Genomic DNA, 23,504 nt, shown 5'->3' on the forward strand with positions numbered 1-23,504 from the left:
GCTGTGTCGGACCGACGGCACCCGTCGGTGAAGGTGCTCCCGCCCGCTCGCGGGGCGCGTGCGGGCGGCGCCCCTCGGCTCGGCCGGAGCCGCGCCCCCTCCAGAGCGCGCTCATGGGGCAGCCTACCCGCGAACGGTTTATATAGGTAGACAGCAGACAGAAGGAAAGACAGGCGCGTGCGTACGGCGATCGTACGCGCGCGGAGCGTGGGCGTCGGCGGTGTCACATCCCGCCGGAGCCGACCAGCCCGATCGAGGCGGCGCCCTGCTCGATCGTGTCGCGTGCGGCGCGCATGGCGGCGACGATCTCCGCCTCGCGCGCCGGGGTCAGCCGCGCCAGCGGCACCGAGCAGCTGATGGCGTCGGTGGCGGGGCTCGCGTAGCGGAGCGGCAGGGAGAAGCAGTGCAGGCCGAGGCTGTTCTCCTGGCGGTCGATCGCGTAACCGCGCTCGCGGACCTCGGCCAGGTCGCGCTGGAGCGAGGCGCGGTCGGTGAAGGTGTGCTCGGTGAGCGGGGCCAGCTCACCGGGCAGGTGCTCGTCGAGTTCGGATCCGTCGAGCTCGGCCAGCAGCACCTTGCCCAGCGCGGTCGAGTACGCGGGCAGGCGGCGGCCGACCCTGCTGTGCGGGCGCAGGTACTGGCTGGACGCGCGGGTCACCAGGTAGACGACGTCGCCGCCGGCGAGCCGGCCGAAGTGGAACGTCTCATCCAGCCGTTCACCGAGGGAGTCCAGGGCGGGCTTGGCGAGGCGCACATAGGGGTCGGTGTCGAGGTAGGTCGTACCGGCGAGAAGGGCGCGGATGCCGATGCCGTACAGCGTGCCCGACGCGTCCGTGCGGACCCAGCCGTATTTCACGAGCGTCCGCAGCAGTGCGTAGCAGCTGCTGCGGGGCATGTTCAGCGCCTCACTCAGCTCGCGCAGCCGCGCGGGCCGGTTCTGGCGGGCGGCCAGCAGCTCCAGCAGCTCCACGGTGCGCGCCGCCGACTTGACGTCGCGGACCCCGCTCGGCTTCTCGTCCGTCGCGGCCTTCCGGGCGTCGTCGCCGGGAATGTCAGCCGGTATAGCCATCTCCACCCTCTTCGCGATCACGCCGATCGGTATCCCACCCACCGCCTGCCGGCCCGGCCACCCAAGCTACCGGGCCCCGGCCCCGCCGACCGGTCCCGCGGCGGACGCGGGACCCGCCGGGGAGGCGGGGAGGCCGAAGAGGGCCCGGGCCGGGGCGAGGCGGCGGATGAGTTCGTAGGTCGCGAGGCTCAGAGCGAATGACAGCGACATGATGAGGGCGAAGGCGACGGCCCCGAGGTCGGCGGCCCGCACGACGTAGTAGGCGACGACGACCAGGTAGGTCTGGTGCAGGATGTAGACCGGGAACGCGGCCGGGGTGAAGTAGGCCGCGAACCTCGTCCTCCGGTTCAGATACCGCTTCGCGTAGCCGAGCATCGCCAGCAGGGCCGGCCAGCACGCCAGGTGCTCCAGGAGAAGAGCGGGGGCGCCCGCGCGGACGCCGAGGACGTGGATCTGGGCGAGCACCGCGGCGGCCGTCAGAACCGCCGCCGCGAGGTACACCCGCCGGTTCCGCTCGATCATCTCGCCGATCGCGTCATCGGTCGCGATGAGGAATCCGAGCAGGAAATAGGCGGCGAAGACGACGATGTTCTTGCCGGCCACATCCGGCAGCAGCGAGAGCGCGGCCACGCCGGCCGACGGCGGCAGGATGAGAAACGGGTTGCGCATCCACGTCGGCGAATACCCGGATGCGAGCATGGCGCGCATCACGGGCAGGAGGGCGATGGAGATGAGGAAGAGGAAGGCGATGAACCACAGGTGCGCGGGTGATATTCCTCCGGCGTATTCCGACCAGTCGGAGAAGTCCGTGAAGTAGGACCACAGGAACTCCCCGTACCCGCCCCTGTATCCGAGGTGGAACTTCATCGCGTAGTGGGCCTGCGGTGGGACGACCACCAGTACGCCGAAGAAGAACGGGACCAGGAGCCGGGAGAAGCGCTCGTTGACGTAGGTCCGGGCCGATCTGCGCCGGAGGGCGTAGAGGCTGGACATCCCCGCCAGCAGGAACAAGAGGGGCATGAACCAGTACGAGAGGTCCACCAGAACGGTTGCGGGAGTGTTCACCTCGCCTTTGACGTAGAAGGATTCGAGGTCGTTGAAAACGCGTGAGGTGTGGAAGGGGAACAGGAAGAGGATTCCGGCGTTCCTGAGCCGGTCGATGTGGTCTTTTCGCACGGCGATTTCAGCTCCTGGTGTCCATACCGTGTGGGGAGTGGGGATCCGCGACGGCGTGACGCCGCGCGGGCGGATACTCCGGTCGGCGGTCGGCGGTCGGCGGTCGGCGGTCGGCGGTCTGGACGGCGGTGAGCACGCTGATGGCCCCGTTGCCGGTCCGCGCGGTGATGGTGTGCGGGCTGCCGGAATCCTCCGGGACGTCGGTGCGCACGTCGCCGCTGTCCGTCGCGGTCGTGACGTCGTAGTCGGCCTCGGGCACCTCGACCGTCACCGCGCCGTTGTCCGCCTCCACCTCGACACTGTCGGGGGCTTCGGCGAGAGAAAGGCGGATCGCTCCGTTCTCGGACCGGGCCTCGACGCTGCCCGAGGTGACGCCGGTGGCGCGCTGCTCACCGGAGGCACTGCGCAGAGAGAGGGGGTCGGCGGCGTCCTCGACCCGGATCGCGCCGTTGTCCGTGGTGATGTCCAGCGCGGACGCGAAGCCGGAGGCCGAGACCGCCCCGCTGCCGCCGTCCACGGTCACCGCCACCTCTCGGGGCACGAGCACCTCGTAGCGGACGTCGCACCGGCCCAGGAGCAGGGGTGCGCAGTCGGTGGTCAGGGCGAGGGTGTCCCCCGCGAACTCCCAGTCCGCCCCGGTCCGGGCGCCGATGGCGGACCACCCGGTGAACCAGCGCGTCACCTCGATCTCGTCGACGTCCGCGGGCCGGACGTCGAGGTCTCCGCTCTCGGCGGAGATCGTGATCCGTTCCCCGGCCGGGCCGAAGGCCCGTTCCTCCGGGCCGCCGTCGGCCCCGCATCCGGTCAGGACGGTGAGCGTCAGGGCCGCGCCCGCGGCGGCGATGGACACGCGGACAGGACGGGTGGACACGAGCCGGGGGGACGGGGAGTCGAGCCGGAACGGGGATGCGAGCGGAGACGGAGACGACGGCGTGGACACGGACAAGGGAGCCTCCGGGAGTGGTGGATGGTGGTGCCGTCAGGGCAGGCCGAAGGGCCGCACGGCGGTCGTGCCCGCGGTGCGGAGGAAGAGCGGTGTGTGGAGCAGCCGACGGGGAAGCGCGAGCCGCAGGTCCCGGGTCGGCGGGGGTGCCGTCGGCCCGGGACCGGGCCGACGGGCGGCGAGGGGGTGTCGCGCCACGGAGGCGGCGAGGGGCCGGTCGTCGGGCTACGGGGGTCGGCGAGGGAGCGGTCGCCGAACCGAGGGCTCAGCGAGGGGTGAATGGTCGGGCCAAGAGGGTGGCGGGAAGCCGGTCGTCGGGTCGTGGGAACAGCAGCCGGCCACCGGATCAGCAGTCAGGCCGCGGAATCAGTCGTTGGCTGCGGATCAGCCTTCGGCCCGCGGATCAGTCGTCTGGCCGCGGGGTCAGCAGCGCGGTCAGCACGGCCGCCAAGGCGCGCTCTGCGGTATCGGCGGTGACCGCGCCGGGGTCGGCGAGGCGTTCCATGGACAGCCCATTGGTCAGGCAGTGCACGATCAGCGCGGCCAGTTCCGGGTCGACCGCCGGGCGGGCGCCGGCACGCTCTCCGACATCGGCGATGGTGCGCGCCGCCGCCTCCCGCTGTGCGCGGCGCAGGGAGGCGACGACCTCCCGCGTCGGTTCGTCGCGGGCCGCGCGCGCCGCGAACTCCAGCCCGAGCCGGTTCCGCTCGGTGTCGCCCGCGACGCGTCCGGCGACGACGCGTGCCGCCCGGCCGATCGCCTCTGCGGGGTCGTCGGTGCCGCCCACCTCTGCCATGACGGCGCTGAGCTCGGTGTCGGAACGCTCACGGAGGACCGCGCCGAACAGGTCCTCCTTGCCGCCGAAGTTGGAGTACACGGCCCCCTTGGTGAAGCCGGCGGCGCGGGCGATGTCCTCCAGCCTGCTGTCGGCGTAGCCCCGTTCCGCGAACACCCGGGCCGCCGCGGCCAGCAGCCGCCGCCGCACTTCATCCCGCGACGCCCGCGCGACGGGCTCGGGCGGGGGGTTCTCCTGCTCACTCATAAGGGGAAATTAGCATACCCACGGGTATCGGATACCCGTGAGTACTGAAATGTGGTGGTGGCACCACGCCTCGCGGGGAGAGGGGCCATCGTGGCCCTGGGCCGTCCGGGCCGTCGCTCCGGGCGAACGTGCGCCGGCGGCCAGGAGTACCGACCAGGATCGCGTTGACCCGGAGTGCGAGGCGGGCGTCGGAGATCTCCCGAACGTCGACGGCTAGACCGCGGTCGAGGGGGCAGGCGACCATTTCGGGCTCCGACCGTTTGCGCATAGGGCGTTGCCGGACAAGGGGCGCCCTATGAAGGACGGGGCCGGGTTGCACAGCAGCGGTAGGGTGCGCGAGGCGGTGCGCTCCTCGCGCAAGGGCCGCAGCGCCGTCGGAATAAGCAGGGCAATTCGGATCGGATTTTGCGAGGGGCGGGGGAATTCGCCGATCACCACGAGTCGGGGCCGCTCGGCGCTCAGGGAGAGGAGCGTGTCCACGGCCTCGCCCTTTGAGAAGTACGTTTCCGCGAACTGAACTCCTCTATCGCTCCACCGGCCCGCCTCCCCGCTCGGAATGGCGCGGGCCCGGGCGGAGGCCGTAGGCGATCTTGAAGCCGGTGAGCCAGCCGTCGTCGTGCAGCTTGGCGAATACGGCGTTGCGGACCTCGCGGTGTTCCGGCCAGGAATGGGCCGATGCGACGGTGGCCCAGCTCGGGCCGTGGCCGTGGAGTGTCCGGTAGTCGTGGACCCAGCGTGCGACGGCGGGCTCGCGGCCGGTGATCGCGGCGTGGGCGTGCTTCTCGACGTCATCGGGGCCGAGGCCGTCGTGGTCCGCTGTACGGGCCGCGGTGGATCCGGCATCCGCGGGGAGCGGTGCCAGGTCCGCCGATACGCGGCCGAGCCGGCCGATCGAGGCGGAGCCGCGGGTGAGCCTCGGCGCGGGTTCGAGCCACCCGATGTCAGCGAGGGCGGTCACGACCGCGTCGAGCTCCGGGGCGCCGTTCAACGCGCAGGCGGTGGTCAGGTCCGCACCGCCGGCGCGCACCTCCCCCTCCGGTGCGGCGTGGGCGACCGTGTGGAGCGCGGCGAGGCGCACGGGGTTGGCCTTCTTGCGCAGCTTCTTGTGCGCGAGCACGCGGCTCGCCCACCCGGAGACGCGGCTGCGCCCGTTCCTGCCGAGCCCCCAGGGGTTTCCGGCGGCCACCGGGATCGCGCAGGGCGCGGGGTTCGCCGGGTCGGCCTCCAGGACCCGTGCCGGAGCGGTCTCCAGCCACCCCGAGGAGGTCAGGGCGGTCAGGCTCGCGAGGGGATCGCGCAGCCGGAGGGCGCGCAGGTCCTGGCCGACCAGGTTGGCCCGCCCGGTGCGGGCACCCCGCAGGAGGCACACGAGCGCCAGGAGCCGGGAGTCGGGGTCGGCGCCGACCCCGTCGTCGGAGAGGTGGGACCAGGCCAGGCGCAGCGCGCCGGCCTGGTCGGCGTTGAGCCGCACCGCGGGACCCGGAGGGCGCACCCGAGCCGGATCGGTCGGTCGCCGGGTGTGCGGCGGATCGGCGACCCCGGTGTCCGCGCACACCGCGCATTCGACGGCACGTGCCAAGTCCGCGCCGTCCCACATCGGGTTGGTCTTCTTCTTCAGTTTCCGACTGGTCATGTCCGACCGTTCTCTCCGCGTTCCCTTCCGCGCTGATCGCGCGGGCGCTCACCCACCGGTTCCATGCGGAACCGGTGATTTCGGCGCCTTCCGGCCTCCTATCAGATCAGAGCTTCGGGGCCGGTGCAGTCCATTCGGTCGATAAATGCCGCATGCGCGGCACGAACGCGAAACACCGGGCGCCTGCGGCCGTCCGAACGGGATGCGGTGGGCCGCACCTTTCTGACCTGCGCATAAGGAATTTCGGAAATATGAAGAAATAAAGGGTTACTGGATCACGGTGGGCGGGAACAGATTGCACTACACCGCGATCCGCGCGGCGTCGGCGTTTTCGTCGATCGTCGGCACGGCGACGGCGTTCCCCCGCTTTCCCCCCGGCCTTCACCCGTATCGGTGTCGTGCCTGGAACAGCGCCGTCGGCGGTCCACTTCCCCCATCTTCCCCGATGGGCCTTCTGTGGGCCGCTCGGTCGGGTTCCCGCAACCAAGACGAGTGCGCCGCCGCCATGGCGGCGGTCCCGCACGCTCGCTCCTGATGCCCCCTGACCTGCATGCCTGAAGTGCTGGATCACGGAATTACTGAATCACTGCAATAAGGGCCCCACCCATGCCTGGACAGCCGCGGTGGGGCCCGCCCCCAGTAACGCCAGGAGGCGATCTTGATGATACTTACCCTTCCTCTCAGCCGCTGCGCGCGCACCCTGGTCCGCGAGCGGTGCTCCTACTGCTCCGGTGAAGCCCTCTTCTATACCTACCCATGGGGTCCGCATCTCCCGGTCCCCGTCTGTGGGGCCTGCCGCAACCGCTGACGGCCGGTGGCGCCCCGGCCCTCGCGGCCGGGGCGCCTACGGAATGACGGAAATCCGGAATTCAGTAATACTCCTGCTATGGGGAGGAACAGCAAGAAGAGCCGCCCTGAGGGCGCCGCGAACGTCCCGGCGAAGCCGGAGCCCGCGACGGGCACCGGCAGGAATCGCCGCACGGCCGATCCCGGACCCGCGCAGGGCACCGATTCGATCCGCATCACCGTCGACCTCACGCGGCAGGACTACCAGCGAATGAAGAAGGTCGTGGACGACCTGGCGCGGCTCAGCGACATCCCGACGCTGCCGCACTCCCAGATGTGGCGGGCCGTCCTGCGCAGATTGGACAGGTCGCCCAGGCTGCGCGCGGAATTGGCCGACGACATCGTCGCCGACCGCGACGCCCCTTCCGACCGCCCCCCGGGGAGGTAGGGCCGGACCGCGGCGGGAAAGCGCGCGGTCGCGCGTCGTCCCCGCCCCAGATCAGCCGAAGGAGGTTTCTCCGCTCCCTCTGGAACGGCCGTCGCCTCGTCGGCTCCCCCTCACAGCGGACGACCGCCGGGCCTCAGACGGCCGCGGACGCGACTGGCGGAGCGGGTGCCGGCCAGCCTCGCCGGGGGGCCGATGCCGTACCCGCCAGCGTTGGCGGATGGGCCCCTTCATGGCCTGTGACCTGCGGACCGATGGATTGGCGCATTCCGCCACTGGCGGATTCCCTGACCGCTGATCCGGGGTGTTTCACCAGATCAGGTGTGGTTTCGATTCCGCTGGTCGGTCACTGGCGGATTCCGAATCCGCCAGTGACCGACCAGCGGAATCACGCGGCCACGGGTCCACCCCCGGAAGCCGCCTCCAGAAGGCTCCACGGTGGTGGGGCGGCCCGCTGCCCAGCGGTTCGGAAGTGCTTCCGAAGAGCGCTCCCGGGACTGGTGGCGCGGCGAACGGCGGTCCGTTTCGACCCGGTAGGCACGTCGTCACCAGGCGTCGCGGAGCAGGTGCTCGTGCAACCGTTGAGCGGAACACGAGTGCGGTCCTCAGCCGTTGTCCAACCGACGGCGATGCGACATGTCGCATCATGGGCGTGCAGGGCACGCCCATCCCCCGAGAAACGTCAAGGACGAGGTGAGCACGATGGCCAACCTGCGCAGCCTGCTCCGGCAGGTGCTCGGTTTCATCCGTAAGAACCCCGGAAAGGCGAACCGGTATCTGCATACGGCGGGTGAGACCGCGAAGAAGCGCACCGGCGGCAGGTACAACCGGCACATCGACAAAGCCACCGGCGCGGCATCGAGATACCTCGCCAAGCAGGGCGGTCGTCGGGGACACGGCGCTCCGCGCGACCCGCGGCACCGATCCCAGGGCCCGGTGCCGGAGTACCGTCCAGACGGCCACGATCACCGGTGGGGCCGCTGAGCCGATACTCCACCTGTAGATCGGGACAGGGGTGGGGAACGACGCAGAGCGAATGCGCAGTCGGCCGCCGTTGATTCCCGCAAATCCGCGTGGGCCGGGCCCCGGGGCGGCCGGCGGGGGCAGGTTACACGAGCGCGGGCGCGGCGGAGCTGGGGCGGACCAGGTTGCCCGGCTTCTCAGAGGGCTGCACGAACGCGGGTACGTGCAACACGGAACGTAGCGGGATCGCTCGACGGTTCCCGTTCTGCCGGTGGTGGCAGAATCCCGCCGGCCCCCGGGGTGCGGGGGCGTTCCGCCGGTCCGCTCAGCCGCCCCGGGGGCGTTTTCCGGGGGGTTCGCACACCCCCACACAGTCAGATTGTTTTTGCTGGTGGAAGCGGGAATTCGGGGGTGTGTGGGGCGCTGTGGGGGTGGCCGGGCGGCAGAACGCGGATTCTGCCGCCCGTTCTGCCGGTCACCGAGCGTGGCGAACCGGGGGTGGATCGCTGGTTCATCCGGCGTCGGGTGAATCCCGGGGTGTCCGGGGTGAGCCCGCGAAAGCGGCGTTCCAGAACGATCGGCCGCACAGCTCGCAGGGCTGCGAGGTCGTTTCCTCTGCGGGTGCCGTCCCATCCGTCCCAAGCGTTGCCGCGCTGGTCAGGCTGGGAAGGCACTGCTTCATGAAGCCGGTCTCCGAGAGGCCCGGCTTCACGATGCGCGGCACACCGACGCGACCGTGCTGCTGATCCTCGGAGTGCAGGAGCGGGCCGCCATGGGGATCATGGGGTGGTCCTCGACGTCGATGACGAAGCGCTACATGCACGTGGTGGACGAGGTCCGGATGGACGTCGCCGACCGTGTCGGCGAACTCATCTGGGAGCCGTCTGACGAGGGGGAGAACGGCCCCGAGAAGGCCGACTGAGACCGAAACTGAGACCACGAACGACGAAGGCCCCGACCGCGCACCCGGTCGGGGCCTTTCGTTAAGCCTGCTAGCAGGCTGGCGGAGGATACGAGATTCGAACTCGTGAGGGGTTGCCCCCAACACGCTTTCCAAGCGTGCGCCCTAGGCCACTAGGCGAATCCTCCGCGCACAACTTTACATGCCGAGGTGGTGTGCTTCGAACGGTTTCCCGGTGCGGGAAAACGCCGTCCGGACGCCCGCGGCCGCCGCCCCGGCCTCCCCGGACCGCGCCGGCGCCCGGCCGTCCGAGGGGTGGGCCCCGCGGCCCCCGGAGTCGGCTAGACTCTGGGCAGACCCCTCGTGCGGCGTCATCTTATGAACCTCCCCAGGGCCGGAAGGCAGCAAGGATAAGTAAGCTCTGGCGGGTGCGCGGGGGGTCCTTTCTTTCCCGGGACCCTTGATCCGGCCTCCGACCCCTCCCCGGCGATCCCCGGCGAACGCGTGCGGGCTGTCGCGGGGACACGGTTCAATGGGGGTGGATGTGACCGCGGAGGGAGCAGTGAGCGCGCCGTGAGCATCGCGCTTTATCGCAAGTACCGGCCCGCCACGTTCGGCGAAGTGCGCGGACAGGAGCACGTCACCGATCCGCTGCGCCAAGCGCTGCGCAACGGCCGGATCAACCATGCCTACCTGTTCAGCGGGCCCCGCGGCTGCGGCAAGACGTCCAGCGCCCGCATCCTGGCCCGGTCCCTGAACTGCGAGCAGGGCCCCACCCCCGACCCCTGCGGCGCGTGCGACTCCTGTATCGCCCTCGCCCCCGACGGCGGCGGCAGCATCGACGTCATCGAGATCGACGCCGCGTCGCACGGTGGCGTCGACGACGCCCGCGACCTGCGTGAACGCGCGTTCTTCGCGCCGGTGAACTCGCGCTACAAGGTCTACATCATCGACGAAGCGCACATGGTGACCCGCGAGGGGTTCAACGCGCTGCTGAAACTCGTCGAGGAGCCCCCGCCGCACCTGAAGTTCGTCTTCGCAACGACCGAGCCCGAGAAGGTCATCGGCACCATCCGGTCGCGGACCCACCACTACCCCTTCCGGCTGATCCCGCCCAGCACGCTGCGCGAGCTGATGGAGGAGATCCTCAAGGAGGAGGGCGTCGCGTTCGACCCCGCCGCCCTGCCCCTGGTGGTGCGCGCGGGCGCCGGGTCGGCGCGCGACTCGCTGTCGATCCTGGACCAGCTGCTCGCGGGCTCCGACGAGAACGGCATCACCCGCGAGGGCGCGGTCGCGCTCCTCGGCTACACCGATTCCAGCCTGCTGGGTGAGATGGTCGACGCGCTGGGCGCGGGCGACGGCGCCGCCGCCTTCGGCCTGATCGACCGCGTCATGGAGGGCGGGCACGATCCCCGCCGGTTCACCGCCGACCTCTTGGAGCGCACCCGCGACCTGGTGGTCCTGGCGGCGGTGCCCGACGCGCTCGACAAGGGCCTGATCAACGTTCCGCCCGACGCCGTGCAGCAGATGACCGGGCAGGCCGCGAAGCTGGGGCCCGCTGTGCTCACCCGCGCGGCCGAGATCCTCAACCAGGGCCTGACCGAGATGCGGGGTGCCACCTCGCCGCGGCTGCTGCTGGAGCTGCTCTGCGCCCGGGTGCTGCTGCCGGGCGCCGAGCCCGGAGGCGGTGGCGACAACGGCGCGCTCGTCGCGCGGCTGGACCAGCTGGAGCGGCGCATGGCCGCTGGTGTTCCTGCGGCGCCCGCCGCCCCGGCTCCGGCGGTCCCCGCGGCCCCCGGGCCCCCGGCCGGCCCCGCCCCGCAGCCGCCGCAGCCGGCCGACCCCGCGCCCGCGCAGCAGGCACCGCCCCCCGTACCGCAGCGGGCCGCCGACGACTGGTCCGAAGCCGCCCGGCCCGGCGCGGAGCGGCAGCAGCCCGCCGCCCGCCGGCCCGCTGCCCCGCCGGCGCCCGCTCCCGCGGCCCCCGCCCGTGGCGGGACGATCGACGTCGGGTCCGTCCAGGCTTCCTGGGGCCGGATCCTGGAGACCGTGAAGGGGCTGCGCAAGTTCACCTGGATGGTGCTCAGCGGCACCGATGTGCGCCCCATGGGCGTCGACGGCAACCAGGTGCAGCTCGGGTTCACCCGGGTCAACGACGCCAAGGGCTTCTCCAACAGCGGCAGCGACCAGGTGGTCGCGCAGGCCATCCGCCAGGTCCTCGGCGTCGAGGTCCGGGTCGTGGCGGTGCCCGCGAACGGTGCCCCGCCCGCTGCTCCGCAGCGCCCGGCGCCGCAGCCGCCGCCCCCCTCCGCCGAGCCGGCGGGCTGGGACACCCCCGCGCAGCCGCCGGAGCGGCCCGCGCAGCCGGAGCCGGCCGACCCCGGTCCGCCGGCACGGGGCGCCTCGGCCGGGCCCCGGGAGCAGGGCGGCACCGGACCGCAGCGCCCCCTGACCACGCAGGAGGAGCCGCCCCCCGACCCCTACGAGGACGCCATGTCCTCCCCGCCGCCCGAGGGGTTCGACGACGGCGACGCCGACCCGGTCAACGACCTCGACGCCACCCAGGCGCCGCCGCCGAACGCGTTCTCCCTGATCGAGTCGGAGCTGGGCGGCAAACTCCTGGACAAGATCGACCACACCGCCTGATCCCGTCCCGCCCGCGCCCCGGCGCGCCGAGGCCCCGCCCGCGGGGCGCCCCGCCCGCGGGGCGCCCCGCCGCGCAGGGGCGGCGCGGCCGGCCTCCCGGGCGGACCGCTGCCGTTGGCCCGGATCAGTCCCGCGGGCGCGGCGGCCGCAGGCCGGTGAGGACGAGGTCGACGATGGAGTCGGTGAAGGCGTGGGTGAGGGGGCCGGTGCCGAGTTGCCAGCGGTAGTGGATCGGGCTGAGCAGAACCTCGATCGCCGTCTCCAGGTCGGCGTCGGCGGCGATCTCCCCCGCGCTCCGGGCGGCCTCCAGCCGGGTGAGGTAGGCGGCCAGGCCCGGGGCGAGCATCCGCTCGAACAGCTCCGCTGAAAGCTTGGGGTCGGTCAGCAGTTCGGCGTTGAGCGCGCGCAGCCGGGCGCTGTACGCCGCGTCGTTGTACTCGTCGACGGTCGCCCGCAGCACCGCCTTGAGGTCGGCGGCGATGTCGCCGGTGTCGGGGAGGGCGACGTCCTCCCCGGACCTGTCGTCGGCGACGTCGAGGAACGAGTCGAACATCACGGCGCCCTTGGAGGGCCACCACCGGTAGATCGTCTGCTTGCCGACGCCCGCGCGGGCGGCGATGGCCTCTATGGTGAGCTTGGCGTAGCCCTTCTCCAGGACCAGGCCGTAGGTGGCGTCGAGGATCGCGCGGCGTGAGCTCTCACTGCGGCGCGACCTGTTCGGTGTCGTCTCGGGTGGCATGGACCGAACCTATCAAGCAACGAACCGAGACGTATCGTCTTGACTTTGTTCGGAGGCATGCGGCATTCTCGGAAGTGGCGAGACGGTACGTCTCGCTTTGAAGGTGTGAACCGTCGGACCTGACAGAGGAGATCCCCCATGGGCAAGAGCCGCGACAACATGCTCGGCCTCGGCGGCCAGCGCACCAGCCTGTCCCGGTCCGCCATGCGCGGGTCGGGGTTCTCGGGGCAGGGCGGGCGCCGTGACCCGTTGCAGGAGAAGCGCGAGCTGCTGCGCAAGCTCAAGGAGAAGCGCGAGAAGAACCGCGAGCCCCAGGCGGACGGGGAGAGCGAGGACTGACCCGTGCGGCCGCCGGTCCACCGGCCCGCCGCGCGACCACGCCCCTCCGCACGCCTGTTCCGATTCGGCGCCCCCGGCGGCCTCGGCGGATTCTTGGGGTCCCCGCAACTCCCTGAAATCCAGGGTGTTGCGGGGACCGCTAGAACCCGCGCTCGGCCGCCGGAGGCGTTCGCGTGCCCCGGAGCCGGCGGACCCCCGGCGGCCCCTCAGCGGGCCTCCGCCCCGGCCGCGGCCCCCATGGCGACCGCCGGCGCCGCGGCCGGCCCCGCCTCGACCGCCGCCGGCGGGAAATCGGTGTAGCCCTGGGGGCCGGTGCTGTAGTGGGACTCGCGGTCGGCCAGGGGTGCCCAGCGGGCGCCCGAGGCGATGCGCGCGGGCAGGTCGGGGGTGGAGATGAAGGCCCGCCCGAAGGAGACCAGGTCGGCGCCCTTCTCCCGCAGCAGCCGCTCGGCCGACTCCTGACCGGTCACCTCGTGTTCCCCGGTGTTGCCCACCAGGGTGCCGCTCCACCGCGGCCGCAGGTCGGCCAGTGCCGGGTACACGGGATCGTCGGTGAGGTGCAGGTAGGCCAGGCCCAGCGGGTCCAGGGCGGCGAGGACGGCCCGGTAGACCGGCGCGGGGTCGGCCTCCACCATCTCGTTCTCCGGGTTGCCCGGGGACAGCCGCAGGGCCGTGCGCCCCGCGCCGACGGCGTCGGCCACGGCCTCGGCCAGCTCGATGGCGAACCGGGCGCGGCGGAGCGGCGAGCCGCCGTAGGCGTCGTCGCGCAGGTTGGTGTTGTCGGCGAGGAACTGGTGCGGGAGGTAGCTGTTGGCGCCGTGGAGCTCCACGCCGTCGAAGCCGGCGCGGACCGCCGCGCGCGCCGCGGCGGCGAACTCGGCGATGGTGGAGCGCACCTCGGCGGTGGTCATCGCGTGCGGGACCACCGCGTCGGCCTTGGCGGTGAGCGTGTGCACCCGCCCGGTCAGCGGCACCGCCGACGGAGCCTCGGGGCGGCCGCCGTCGCGCCGGTTGGCGGGGTGCCCGTTGCGGCCGGAGTGCATGAGCTGGGCGAAGATCCGGCCGCCGGCCGCGTGCACCGCGTCGGTGACCGTCCGCCACCCGGCGACCTGTTCCCCGGTGTGCAGGCCGGGCTCGTTGAGGTACTGGACGCCGCGCTCGCTCGGCGCGATGCCCTCGGACACGATCAGCCCGGCGCCGGCGCGCTGGGCGTAGTACGTCGCCATGACCGGTGTGGGGACCCCCGACGTGTCGGCGCGCAGCCGGGTCATCGGGGCCATCACGATGCGGTTGGGCAGGCGCAGGCCGGCGGAGGTGTACGGGGCCAGGAGCGGGGACGCGGGAACCATGTCGTCGTTCATGGGACGACGCTAAAATATGACATGGATGTGAGTTTCAAGGTTCTGTGGTGGAGGTCACGATGCGCATCGGCGAACTGGCGCGGCGGACCGGGGTCAGCGTCCGCTCCCTCCGGTACTACGAGGAGCAGGGCCTCCTGGCGTCGCGGCGCACCCCCGGCGGCCACCGCGACTACACCGGCGACGCGGTCGACCGCGTCGACCGGATCCAGTGCCTGTACGCGGCGGGCCTGTGCAGCGACAAGATCTCCGAGCTGCTGCCGTGCATCCTCGACCAGGAGCGCGGCGCGCCGGCGCCCGATCTCGTCGACCTGCTGACCGTGGAGCGCCGGCGCATCGACGGCATGATGGAGCGGCTGGCGGAGTCCCGGCGGATCCTCGACGGCGTCATCGCGTCCGCCGGGAGCGGGCCCCGCACCGATTCGGCCTGATCCGGCCCCTGCCGCCCGGGGTGCCGCCGTTGCCCTGCCGTGAGCGGCTACGCTCGCAGGCACCGGACAATGCAGCAAGGAGAAACGCAGTGAACCCTGGCGGCGGAATGGACATGCAGGCCCTTTTGCAGCAGGCGCAGGCGATGCAGCAGCAGCTCGTGCAGGCACAGCAGCAGCTGGACGAGGCCCAGGTCGAGGGCACCTCGGGCGGCGGGCTGGTCAAGGTGACGGTCAGCGGCCGCGGCTCGGTCGAGGACATCACCATCGACCCCAAGGCGATCGACCCCGACGACCTCGCCGACTCCGCGCAGACCATCGCCGACCTGGTCCTCGCGGCCATCCGCGATGCCGAGACCGCTGTCGAGGAGCTGCAGCAGGAGAAGATGGGCCCCTTGGCCGAAGGGCTCGGGGGCGGGCTGCCCGGCGGCGGGATGCCCGGGCTGCCGGGTTTCTAGGATCGGCGGCCCGCCGCGGTCCCGAGCGCGGCACCGGGTCCGTTAACGTGGGAGCCGATACGGCCTCGAGTGAGTGGTAGGCGATGTACGAAGGCGCGGTTCAGAATCTGATCGACGAACTCGGGCGGCTGCCCGGCGTCGGTCCGAAGAGCGCGCAACGCATCGCCTTCCATCTGCTCTCCGCCGAGACCGCCGACGTCAAGCGGCTGGTCCACGCGCTGGTCGAGGTCAAGGAGCGGGTCCGGTTCTGCTCGGTGTGCGGCAACGTCTCCGAGGAGCAGGAGTGCCGGATCTGCCGTGATGTGCGCCGCGATGCCGCGGTGATCTGCGTGGTCGAGGAGTCCAAGGACGTCGTCGCCATCGAACGCACCCGCGAGTTCCGCGGGCGTTACCACGTGCTGGGCGGCGCCATCAGCCCCATCGAGGGCATCGGCCCCGACGACCTCCGCGTCAAAGAGCTGATGGCCCGGCTCTCGGACGGCCAGATCACCGAACTGATCCTGGCCACCGACCCCAACCTGGAGGGCGAGGCGACCGCCACATACCTGGCGCGCCTGGTCAAACCCTTGGGGATGAAAGTCACCCGGCTGGCCAGCGGCCTGCCCGTCGGCGGCGACCTGGAGTACGCCGACGAGGTCACCCTCGGCCGCGCCTTCGAGGGGCGCCGGAGCCTGGAGTTCTAGGCGCTTCCGGCCATCCGGCGGGTCGCCCCCGCCACCCGGCTCCCGGGCCGCCTCCCGGCCGGTGCGGATGAACCCGCCCGAACCGGGTATGCCCTCGCCCCGGTGCCCTCGAACCCCGGCCGTCCCACGCCGAACAGGGGCGAAGCCCAGGTGAGAAGGTGTCCGCAGATTACCGATAGCTACACTTCTTAGTTGATTACCGTGATCCCAACTCCTCAGGAGCAACGACCGTGGCTCTGATCGTGCAGAAGTACGGTGGGTCTTCCGTCGCCGACGCGGAAGCCATCAAGCGAGTGGCCCAACGGATCGTCGCCCAGAAAAAGGCGGGGTATGACGTGGTCGTCGTGGTCTCGGCCATGGGCGACACCACCGACGAACTCCTCGACCTCGCCGAGCAGGTGTCCCCGCTGCCGCCCGGCCGCGAGCTGGACATGCTGCTGACCGCCGGTGAGCGCATGTCGATGGCGCTGGTCGCGATGGCCATCGGCAACCTCGGCTACGAAGCCCGTTCGTTCACCGGATCGCAGGCCGGCGTCATCACGACGTCGCTGCACGGCAACGCCAAGATCATCGATGTGACGCCCGGCCGCATCCAGGAGGCCCTGGATGAGGGCTCCATCTGCATCGTCGCCGGTTTCCAGGGTGTCTCGCAGGACAGCAAGGACATCACGACCCTGGGCCGCGGCGGCTCCGACACCACGGCGGTCGCACTCGCCGCGGCGCTGAACGCCGACGCGTGCGAGATCTACAGCGACGTCGACGGCGTGTTCACCGCCGACCCGCGGATCGTGCCCACGGCCCGCCGCATCCCCAAGATCTCCTACGAGGAGATGCTGGAGATGGCGGCCAGCGGCACCAAGATCCTGCACCTCCGATGCGTGGAGTACGCACGGCGGTACAACATCCCGCTGCATGTCCGCTCGTCGTTCAGCCAGAGGCCCGGTACCTGGGTCGTCTCCGAAGTTGAGGAAGCCGAAGGCATGGAACAACCGATCATCTCCGGCGTCGCACACGACCGGAGCGAGGCCAAGATCACGGTCGTGGGCGTCCCCGACAAGGTCGGTGAGGCCGCCTCGATCTTCAAGTCGCTGGCCGACGCCGAGATCAACATCGACATGATCGTGCAGAACGTGTCGGCCGCGTCGACCTCGCGCACCGACATCTCCTTCACCGTGCCGATGGAGGCCGGGCAGACCGCGCTGTCGGTGCTGAAGAAGATCCAGGACACGGTCGCGTTCGAGGCGCTGCGCTACGACGACCAGATCGGCAAGGTGTCCCTGGTGGGCGCGGGCATGCGCTCCTACCCCGGTGTCACCGCGCGCTTCTTCGACGCCATCGCCCGCTCGGGCACCAACATCGAGATGATCTCCACCTCGGAGATCCGGATCTCGGTCGTGGTGGAGCAGGACCAGGTCGACACCGCCGTCGCCGCCGCCCACTCGGAATTCCAGCTCGACGCGGACCAGGTCGAAGCCGTCGTCTACGGAGGTACCGGCCGATGAGCCGCAGCGATCTGCCCACCCTGGCCGTCGTCGGGGCCACCGGGGCCGTCGGCACCGTGATGCTCGACATCCTCTCCACCCGCGAGAACGTGTGGGGTGAGATCCGCCTCGTGGCCTCGCCGCGCTCGGCGGGCAAGCGCCTCACCGTCCGCGGCGAGGAGGTCGAGGTCCAGGCCCTGGCCCCCGAGGTCTTCGACGGCGTGGACGTCGCCATGTTCGACGTCCCCGACGACGTCTCCAAGGTGTGGGCGCCCATCGCCGCCGAGCGCGGCGCCGTGGCGGTCGACAACTCCGGCGCCTTCCGGATGGACCCCGACGTCCCGCTGGTGGTGCCCGAGGTCAACGCCGCGGAGACCGCCAACCGCCCGCGCGGCATCATCAGCAACCCCAACTGCACCACGCTCTCGATGATCGTGGCCATGGGGGCGCTGCACCGCGCCTACGGCCTGACCGACCTCGTCGTGTCCTCCTACCAGGCGGCCTCCGGCGCCGGCCAAGAGGGCATCGACACCCTGCACGACCAGGTCGAGAAGGTCGCCACCGACCGCACCCTGGGCAGCCGGGCGGGCGACGTGCGCGCCGCGGTCGGCGAGCTGGGCCCGTTCCCCGCTCCGCTGGCGATGAACGTCGTGCCGTGGGCGGGCTCGCTGAAGGACGACGGCTACTCCTCGGAGGAGCTGAAGGTCCGCAACGAGTCCCGGAAGATCCTCGGCCTGCCCGGCCTGCGGGTGTCGGCCACGTGCGTGCGCGTCCCGGTGGTCACCACCCACGCGCTGGCCGTGCACGCGACCTTCGACACCGAGGTCGACGCCGACGCCGCGCGCACGCTGCTGGCGTCGGCGCCCGGGGTGGTCGTGCTCGACGACCCCGGGGCGGGCGAGTTCCCGACCCCCGCCGACGTGGTGGGCACCGACCCCACCTGGGTGGGCCGGATCCGCCGCTCGATCGACGACCAGAAGTCGCTCGACCTGTTCCTGTGCGGCGACAACCTCCGCAAGGGCGCGGCGCTCAACACCGCCCAGATCGCCGAGGTCGTGGCCCAGGAGTTCACCGGCGCCTGACCGGCGACGGCACGGCAGTGCGGACGGCGGCCCACCGGCACGGTGGGCCGCCGTTCCGCGTCATTCCCGTGTCCGCCACGCCTGCGGCAGTACCGCCGCCGGATCGAATGAGAACCCCAGCGGCTCGACCTCCAGCACATCGCCGGCACCGGCCTTGGCCACCTGCGTGTACCGGCCCTCGTCCAACCGGTGCAGGCTCGCCTCGATCCACCCTTCTCCGGCGTCGACGATCAGGTACCAGGGGATGCCCTCTTTGGCATAGATGTCGTGTTTGAAGACCTGATCGCGGGTGCGCTGCCCCGGGGAGACGATCTCGGCCGCCAACAGCACGAGGTCCGCATCGGTGATCGCCTGAGTGCCGGGCTCACGGAAGACCACGACGTCGGGGATCAGGACGCATTCGTCGCGCAGCCGGACGTTGGCGCCTTCCTCGACTTCGCCGCCGAGCCGTTCGGCGGGTTCGTCGAAGAGGTTGGCGAGCAGGCGGGAGATGCGCCGATGCGGACGCGCCGGGTTAGGACTCACGAGCAGGCTCCCGTCGAGCAGCTCGATCAGGGGCCCGTCGCTGGGCAGATTCAGCCACTCCTGCTCGGACCACGGGCCGGAGCGCGACCATACGCTCGCCGACCACACGTCCGTCGGATCCACGGTCATCACGCTCACTCCGGTCGGCCTCCCCGAGACGCGTCCAGTCTGGCATAGGGGCTAGGACGTGCTTCATACGTTGAGCATCGATGATCGCCGTGTGTCATCACGCGGATCCGCAACGTCCGGCCGAATCCGGTCGCGAAGTGGCGTTTCGGCCAGGGGTACAGGGGTTTTCCGCTGCCGGCTCACCGCCCTTTCTTCGGCGGGCGGGCGAGGCTGAGGCGGTAGAGGAGGCGGCAGTGGTCGACCGAGCCCACCAGGTCGGAGGTCTCGACCGGGCGCTGGCCGTTGAAGTGGGTGCGCTCCACGACCAGGACCGGCAGGCCCGGGGCGAGCTGGAGGAGGGTGGCCTCGGGCTCGCGGAGGGGGCGTACTCCGACCTCCTCCACCACGCGGTCGATGATGACCCCCGCGGCGCCGAGCCGGTCCAGTACCCCGGTGCCGGGTTCGGCGTCGGCGGGGGTCCGCAAGGTGCCCTGGGTGAGGACCATGGGCTCCCAGGCGGTGTGCAGCGCGACGGGGGCGCCGTCGGCCAGCCCCAGGGAGCGCGAGCGGTAGACCATCTCGCCGTCGCGCAGGGTCAGCCGCCGTGCCACGAGGTCGTTCACCTTCACGGTGAGGGTGCCCAGCTCCTCGCGGTGCAGCGGCTCGACCCCCGACCCCGAGGCGCGGTCCGTGCGGGAGAACCGGTGGATCTGCGGCACGGGGCGGACGTAGTAGCCCGACCCCGGGCGCGCTTCCACGAGCCCTTCGCTGACCAGCAGCCGCAGCGCGTGCCGTGAGACCTGCTCGCTGACGTGGTGGGTGCGGGCCAGCCGGGAACGCGACGGCAGCCTGCTGCCGGGCGCCAGCTCCCCGTTCAGGATGGGGCGGCGGAGCATGTCGGCCACCCAGAGATAGCGCGGTTGCCCTCCCATGGCTACACGGCCCTTGGGGACGGTCCTCCCGCCTGCGTTCCGGTGTTTCTCAGGGCGAAGTCCAGCTCGACGGCCATATGCCGGACGCGCTCCTCGACCACGAACGACCCGTGCCCCGCGTCGAAGCGGTGCACCTCGTGGGGAACGCCCAGCTCGGTGAGGCGGGCGAGGTAGGTGTCGATCTGCCGGATGGGGCAGCGGGGGTCGTTCTCCCCGGCCAGGACGAGGACCGGGGCGGTGACGCGGTCCGCGTAGGTCAGGGGTGAAGAGCGCCTGTACAGCTCGGGTACCTCCTGAGGTGAGCCGCCGAACATGGAGCGGTCGAAGGCGCGGAGGGCCTCCATCTCGTCGGCGTAGGCGGTGACGTAATCGGCGATGGGGACGCCCGCGATGCCCAGGCTCCAGCCGCCGGGGCGGACCCCCAGGCCGAGCAGGGTGAGGTAGCCGCCCCACGACCAGCCTTCGAGGATCAGCCGGCCGGGGTCGGCGAGCCCGGTGTCCACGGCCCAGTCGCGCACGGCGGTGATGTCCTCCAGCTCGGTCAGCCCCACGCGCCCTTCCAGGGCGTCGCGCCAGGCGCTGCCGTAGCCGGTGGAGCCGCGGTAGTTGACGCGCACCACGGCGAAGCCGTGGTCCACCCACGCGGCGACGTCGGGCCGGAAGGAGTCGAGGTCCTGGGCCTGGGGGCCGCCGTGCACCACGAACACGGTCGGGTGGGGGGCCGCGGAGCCGTCGCCGGGGACGGACACCAGCGCGTGGACGGGGCCGCCAGGGCCGTCGACGACCGCGTCGCGCACGGGGACCGACGGAGGGGCGGCCACGCCCGGGGGAGCCAGGACGATCCGGCCGGCCGTGTCGCGGATCGCCGGCGGCAGCTCCGAGCTGGACCACGCGTACTCGACCGTGCCATCGGGGCGCGCCGCGGCCGCGGACACCAGCCCGCGCGGGGTGCCGACCGGCTCGGTCGCGCCGGTGGCGAGGTCGTGCAGGTGGAGCCGCGACCTCGCCCGGTGTTCCTGGGTGATCAGCAGGCGCGCGCCATCGGGGGTCCAGTCGGCCGACAGTTCGCCGTCGAGGCCGAGGACCGGACCGATGTCGAGCTCGGTGCCGGTGACCGGGTCCCAGATGAGCGGTTCGGCCGTGCCCCTGCGCTCGTGCAGGACGAGCAGCCGGTGGCCGCCGGGCTCGAAGGCGACGGGGGTGAGGTCGTGCCCCGGGCCGTCCCAGAGGTCGCCGACGGTGCCGGTATCGCCGCCGGCGTGCAGCCGCAGCACGCGGACCGCCATGTGGCGGCTGTCGCCGTGCTCGCTGTGCGCGATGGCCAGCAGCGACTCGTCGTCGGTGAGTGCGGCGACGCGGCCCTCCTGGCGGTGGGCGTAGACGGTGCGCGGCGGGTCGCCCGGCACGCTCGCGTGCGCGCTGAAGCCGTCGTCGGTCGAGCGGCCCACCACCGCCGACCCGGACGCTCCGAGCGCGAGCCCGCCGGGGTAGGAGGGGGCCAGCCCGGGGACGGCGGCGCGGCCGGGCCCGCCGCCGAACGGCTGTACTCGCCAGACGCCGAACTCGTCGCCGTCGGTGTCGTCGAACCACCACACCCGCTCACCGGTGGGATCGAGGGCGGCGAGCCGCGTGCCGTGCCGCCGTTCGGTCGCCTGCCGCTGCTCGCCCGTGCCCCGGTCCCAGGTGTGGATCTCCCAGGTTCCGGAGGCGTTGCCGCGGAACAGTGACCGGTCCGGCGCCTCGCGCGCCCAGGAGGGGAGACCGGTCCTGCCTGCGCGGAAACGATCCTGCCAACGCTCGCCCATGATCCCCAGTAAAGCAGTGGAGTTCTGCTTATTGGGGGCGAATCGATGAGTCGACATGGTCATACGCCGTCGAATCCACATGTCAGTACCGGTGCGCGGGGCGCGGGGGCACCGCCGGCCGGTGCCGGGGAGACACCTGAGCACCCTCGTGGCGGATGTACGGAAGAATGCGGATATGCACAACGAGCCGCCCCTGTCGCTCGAGGACCTGCGCGCCCGAGCCGCGCGTGGCGAGCGGCTGCGCTACCTGTACTTCTGGGGCCACAGGGCGCGGCGCGACGGCGTGCCCGGCCCCGGGTGCCTGAGCCAGTGGTGGCCCTCGGCCTTCACGGTCGCCGGGGAGCGCTACGCCACCGCCGAGCACTGGATGATGGCCGGGAAGGCCCGTCTGTTCGGCGACATCGAGGCGGCCGAGCGCATCCTGGCGACCGCGGAGCCCGGCGCGGCCAAACGGCTCGGGCGCGGGGTCCGGGGGTTCGACGACGAGGTGTGGCGGGAGCGGCGCTTCGGCATCGTCGTGCGCGGGTCGGTGCACAAGTTCGGCCAGAACCCGGAGATCGGGGCCTACCTCCGCCGGACCGCGGCGCGGGTGCTGGTCGAGGCGAGCCCGCTCGACCCCGTGTGGGGGATCGGCCTGGCCGCCGGCGACGAGCGCGCGGCCGACCCCGCCCTGTGGCCCGGCGAGAACCTCCTCGGCTTCGCCCTCATGCGGGCGCGGGCGGAACTGGCCGCCGCGGCGGGGTGACTCCGGCCGCCGCGGCCCCGGCCGTCAGCGGCGGCGCCGGGGCAGGGCGCGCCGCCGGGCGCGGGCCCGTTCGACGGCCGACGCCAGCCCGTGCACCGAGCCGAGCACCACGGGCACCAGCAGCAGCGATCCGGTGCCCGGCGCCGCCGCGGGTACGCCGGCCCGGCGCAGCCGCCCCCACGCCCACAGCGAGAACGGCGCGGCGACCAGCGGTGCGGTCACCACCCCGGGGGTGTAGCCGCGGGTGAGCGCCGATTGCGCCAGGTGGGTCACCGTGTGCAGGCCGAACCCGGCCAGGGCCGCCTGGTAGAAGGGGCTGCGCCCGCCGGTGCGCGCGCCATCGGCCGCGGCGGCGGCCATCACGATCCCCATCAGGCCGATCGCGGTGGCGGTGTGGGAGCGGGAGACGTCGAGCCGGTCCCAGACCGCCCCCGGAACCGCCGGGAGCGCCGCCTCCAGGCGCGGCCGTGCGCGGCGCGCCCACCCCGGCATGGTGATCAGCTCCTCGGCATCGTGCAGGGCCCAGGCGGCGAGCAGCCCCCAGGTCGCCGCGGCGGGCAGCGGCGTGTGCCCGGCCGCGGCGGCACCATAGGTGGTCGGCGGGTGTGGCATGCCGTTCATTCGACCACGCCCCCGGGCGGCGCGGCGGCCCGGGGGTGCCCCGCGGGCCGCCGCCGTCCCGCTAGAGGTCGACCCGGGTCACGGTCACACCGTCGGCGTTCAGCAGGCGGCGGACCAGATCGGGGTCGTAATCCGCGAGCCCGGCATCGTTGAGCACGAGCATGTCCACGGGGTGGGGCAGCACGCGCTGCGGGTGGGCCTGATCGATGCCGGCCACTTCGGCGGGGTCTCCGGTGAATCCGTCCGGAACCGCGCAGGGGCGCAGCGCGCGGTAGACGTGCAGGTGAACGTGGTAGGGCTCGTCGTCGGCGCCGCCGGATCCGTGCACCTCGTAGATCCCGGTCGGCGCCAGGACGCCGGTGCGCACCCCGGCGTCGCTCTCGGCGGCGCGGCGGGCGGCCTGCTCCGCGCTCTCCTCCGGCGAGATCGTGCCGCGCGGCAGCAGCCAGTGCCCGGCGTGGATGCCGCTGCTGCGCAGGACGAAGGTCAGCGTCCACTCGGGCCCGGGGACGATGGCGGCGGCGGACATGGCGGGTTCGGCCGCTGCCGGCGGCTGCGGGGCGGTCATTCGGGGGGCGTCCCTCCTGGTCGGCGGT

Annotated in this window: 23 protein-coding genes, 1 tRNA gene and 1 other RNA gene; 12 read left to right on the forward strand and 13 right to left on the reverse strand. The window is 72.2% G+C overall.

All coding sequences use genetic code 11. The features are described 5' to 3' along the window. Window positions 1-223 precede the first annotated feature (223 nt). The 5 genes from ACFO4E_RS21445 to ACFO4E_RS21465 all read right to left on the reverse strand — a co-directional run bounded on the left by ACFO4E_RS21445 (window position 224) and on the right by ACFO4E_RS21465 (window position 5,863). The gene (locus tag ACFO4E_RS21445) at window positions 224-1,069 is read right to left on the reverse strand and encodes an IclR family transcriptional regulator (RefSeq protein ID WP_378577535.1); all 846 of its coding nucleotides are present in this window, start codon (window positions 1,067-1,069) and stop codon (window positions 224-226) included. A 66-nt stretch (window positions 1,070-1,135) separates the two neighbouring features. Further along, window positions 1,136-2,245, reverse strand: coding sequence for an acyltransferase family protein (locus tag ACFO4E_RS21450; protein WP_378577537.1), 1,110 nt, complete (start codon window positions 2,243-2,245; stop codon window positions 1,136-1,138). Between the two features lie 7 nt (window positions 2,246-2,252). Beyond that, window positions 2,253-3,095: a DUF4097 family beta strand repeat-containing protein gene (locus tag ACFO4E_RS21455; RefSeq protein ID WP_378577539.1), complete on the reverse strand. Its 843-nt coding sequence runs from the start codon at window positions 3,093-3,095 to the stop codon at window positions 2,253-2,255. Between the two features lie 496 nt (window positions 3,096-3,591). Next, window positions 3,592-4,230 (reverse strand): TetR/AcrR family transcriptional regulator, encoded by a 639-nt coding sequence (locus tag ACFO4E_RS21460; RefSeq protein WP_378577541.1) that lies wholly within the window; start codon window positions 4,228-4,230, stop codon window positions 3,592-3,594. A gap of 523 nt (window positions 4,231-4,753) precedes the next feature. Further along, window positions 4,754-5,863 (reverse strand): hypothetical protein, encoded by a 1,110-nt coding sequence (locus tag ACFO4E_RS21465; RefSeq protein ID WP_378577543.1) that lies wholly within the window; start codon window positions 5,861-5,863, stop codon window positions 4,754-4,756. Window positions 5,864-6,749: 886 nt separating this feature from the next. On the opposite strand from ACFO4E_RS21465, the gene ACFO4E_RS21470 reads away from it, so the two are divergent. From ACFO4E_RS21470 to ACFO4E_RS21480, 3 genes are all read left to right on the forward strand, one after another. Further along, complete coding sequence (locus tag ACFO4E_RS21470; protein ID WP_378577545.1) at window positions 6,750-7,097, forward strand: hypothetical protein; 348 nt, start codon at window positions 6,750-6,752, stop codon at window positions 7,095-7,097. Between the two features lie 699 nt (window positions 7,098-7,796). After that, on the forward strand, window positions 7,797-8,078 hold the full coding sequence (locus ACFO4E_RS21475; RefSeq protein ID WP_378577547.1) for an antitoxin: 282 nt from the start codon (window positions 7,797-7,799) through the stop codon (window positions 8,076-8,078). A gap of 652 nt (window positions 8,079-8,730) precedes the next feature. Continuing rightward, window positions 8,731-8,979 (forward strand): tyrosine-type recombinase/integrase, encoded by a 249-nt coding sequence (locus ACFO4E_RS21480; RefSeq protein ID WP_378577615.1) that lies wholly within the window; start codon window positions 8,731-8,733, stop codon window positions 8,977-8,979. Between the two features lie 79 nt (window positions 8,980-9,058). Here the strand turns inward: ACFO4E_RS21480 and ACFO4E_RS21485 are convergent. After that, a tRNA-Ser gene (locus ACFO4E_RS21485) sits at window positions 9,059-9,146 on the reverse strand. Between the two features lie 164 nt (window positions 9,147-9,310). Between ACFO4E_RS21485 and ffs the strand changes: the two genes are divergently transcribed. After that, window positions 9,311-9,406: signal recognition particle sRNA small type (ffs, locus tag ACFO4E_RS21490), an RNA gene on the forward strand. Between the two features lie 125 nt (window positions 9,407-9,531). Beyond that, window positions 9,532-11,604: a DNA polymerase III subunit gamma and tau gene (locus ACFO4E_RS21495; RefSeq protein ID WP_378577549.1), complete on the forward strand. Its 2,073-nt coding sequence runs from the start codon at window positions 9,532-9,534 to the stop codon at window positions 11,602-11,604. A gap of 124 nt (window positions 11,605-11,728) precedes the next feature. Here ACFO4E_RS21495 and ACFO4E_RS21500 read toward each other — a convergent pair whose 3' ends face one another. Continuing rightward, window positions 11,729-12,343: a TetR/AcrR family transcriptional regulator gene (locus ACFO4E_RS21500; protein WP_378577551.1), complete on the reverse strand. Its 615-nt coding sequence runs from the start codon at window positions 12,341-12,343 to the stop codon at window positions 11,729-11,731. Between the two features lie 138 nt (window positions 12,344-12,481). Between ACFO4E_RS21500 and ACFO4E_RS21505 the strand changes: the two genes are divergently transcribed. Then, entirely contained in the window at window positions 12,482-12,682 is a 201-nt protein-coding gene (locus tag ACFO4E_RS21505) for a DUF6243 family protein (RefSeq protein ID WP_378577553.1), read from the forward strand. Window positions 12,683-12,888: 206 nt separating this feature from the next. Here the strand turns inward: ACFO4E_RS21505 and ACFO4E_RS21510 are convergent, their stop codons facing one another. Further along, on the reverse strand, window positions 12,889-14,043 hold the full coding sequence (locus tag ACFO4E_RS21510) for an alkene reductase (RefSeq protein WP_378577555.1): 1,155 nt from the start codon (window positions 14,041-14,043) through the stop codon (window positions 12,889-12,891). A 59-nt stretch (window positions 14,044-14,102) separates the two neighbouring features. Here ACFO4E_RS21510 and ACFO4E_RS21515 point away from each other — a divergent pair, with 59 nt between their 5' ends. From ACFO4E_RS21515 to ACFO4E_RS21535, 5 genes are all read left to right on the forward strand, one after another. Next, complete coding sequence (locus ACFO4E_RS21515) at window positions 14,103-14,471, forward strand: MerR family transcriptional regulator (protein WP_378577617.1); 369 nt, start codon at window positions 14,103-14,105, stop codon at window positions 14,469-14,471. A 107-nt stretch (window positions 14,472-14,578) separates the two neighbouring features. Further along, window positions 14,579-14,926: a YbaB/EbfC family nucleoid-associated protein gene (locus tag ACFO4E_RS21520; RefSeq protein ID WP_378577619.1), complete on the forward strand. Its 348-nt coding sequence runs from the start codon at window positions 14,579-14,581 to the stop codon at window positions 14,924-14,926. Window positions 14,927-15,009: 83 nt separating this feature from the next. After that, window positions 15,010-15,609 carry a recombination mediator RecR gene (gene recR / locus ACFO4E_RS21525; RefSeq protein ID WP_378577557.1) on the forward strand — a complete coding sequence of 200 codons (600 nt, stop codon included), beginning with the start codon at window positions 15,010-15,012 and terminating at the stop codon, window positions 15,607-15,609. A 230-nt stretch (window positions 15,610-15,839) separates the two neighbouring features. Beyond that, entirely contained in the window at window positions 15,840-17,111 is a 1,272-nt protein-coding gene (locus ACFO4E_RS21530; RefSeq protein ID WP_378577559.1) for an aspartate kinase, read from the forward strand. Next, the gene (locus ACFO4E_RS21535) at window positions 17,108-18,172 is read left to right on the forward strand and encodes an aspartate-semialdehyde dehydrogenase (RefSeq protein ID WP_378577561.1); all 1,065 of its coding nucleotides are present in this window, start codon (window positions 17,108-17,110) and stop codon (window positions 18,170-18,172) included. Before ACFO4E_RS21530 ends, ACFO4E_RS21535 begins: the two co-directional genes overlap by 4 nt. A gap of 60 nt (window positions 18,173-18,232) precedes the next feature. Here the strand turns inward: ACFO4E_RS21535 and ACFO4E_RS21540 are convergent, their stop codons facing one another. From ACFO4E_RS21540 to ACFO4E_RS21550, 3 genes are all read right to left on the reverse strand, one after another. Beyond that, window positions 18,233-18,820, reverse strand: coding sequence for a Uma2 family endonuclease (locus ACFO4E_RS21540; RefSeq protein ID WP_378577563.1), 588 nt, complete (start codon window positions 18,818-18,820; stop codon window positions 18,233-18,235). Between the two features lie 185 nt (window positions 18,821-19,005). Continuing rightward, window positions 19,006-19,737: a GntR family transcriptional regulator gene (locus ACFO4E_RS21545; protein WP_378577565.1), complete on the reverse strand. Its 732-nt coding sequence runs from the start codon at window positions 19,735-19,737 to the stop codon at window positions 19,006-19,008. Between the two features lie 2 nt (window positions 19,738-19,739). After that, a complete protein-coding gene (locus ACFO4E_RS21550) occupies window positions 19,740-21,542 on the reverse strand; it encodes a prolyl oligopeptidase family serine peptidase (protein WP_378577621.1) in 1,803 nt (600 codons plus the stop codon). A gap of 175 nt (window positions 21,543-21,717) precedes the next feature. Here ACFO4E_RS21550 and ACFO4E_RS21555 point away from each other — a divergent pair, with 175 nt between their 5' ends. Continuing rightward, entirely contained in the window at window positions 21,718-22,287 is a 570-nt protein-coding gene (locus ACFO4E_RS21555; protein WP_378577567.1) for an NADAR family protein, read from the forward strand. A gap of 24 nt (window positions 22,288-22,311) precedes the next feature. On the opposite strand, the gene ACFO4E_RS21560 is transcribed toward ACFO4E_RS21555, so the two are convergent. Both ACFO4E_RS21560 and ACFO4E_RS21565 read right to left on the reverse strand, forming a co-directional pair. After that, window positions 22,312-22,899, reverse strand: a complete 588-nt coding sequence (locus tag ACFO4E_RS21560; protein ID WP_378577569.1) for an HXXEE domain-containing protein — start codon at window positions 22,897-22,899, stop codon at window positions 22,312-22,314. 70 nt (window positions 22,900-22,969) lie between these two features. Beyond that, the gene (locus ACFO4E_RS21565) at window positions 22,970-23,476 is read right to left on the reverse strand and encodes an NUDIX domain-containing protein (protein WP_378577571.1); all 507 of its coding nucleotides are present in this window, start codon (window positions 23,474-23,476) and stop codon (window positions 22,970-22,972) included. Window positions 23,477-23,504: the final 28 nt, after the last annotated feature.

Source organism: Nocardiopsis mangrovi (assembly GCF_042653925.1).
In the GTDB taxonomy this organism is placed as follows: domain Bacteria; phylum Actinomycetota; class Actinomycetes; order Streptosporangiales; family Streptosporangiaceae; genus Nocardiopsis_B; species Nocardiopsis_B mangrovi.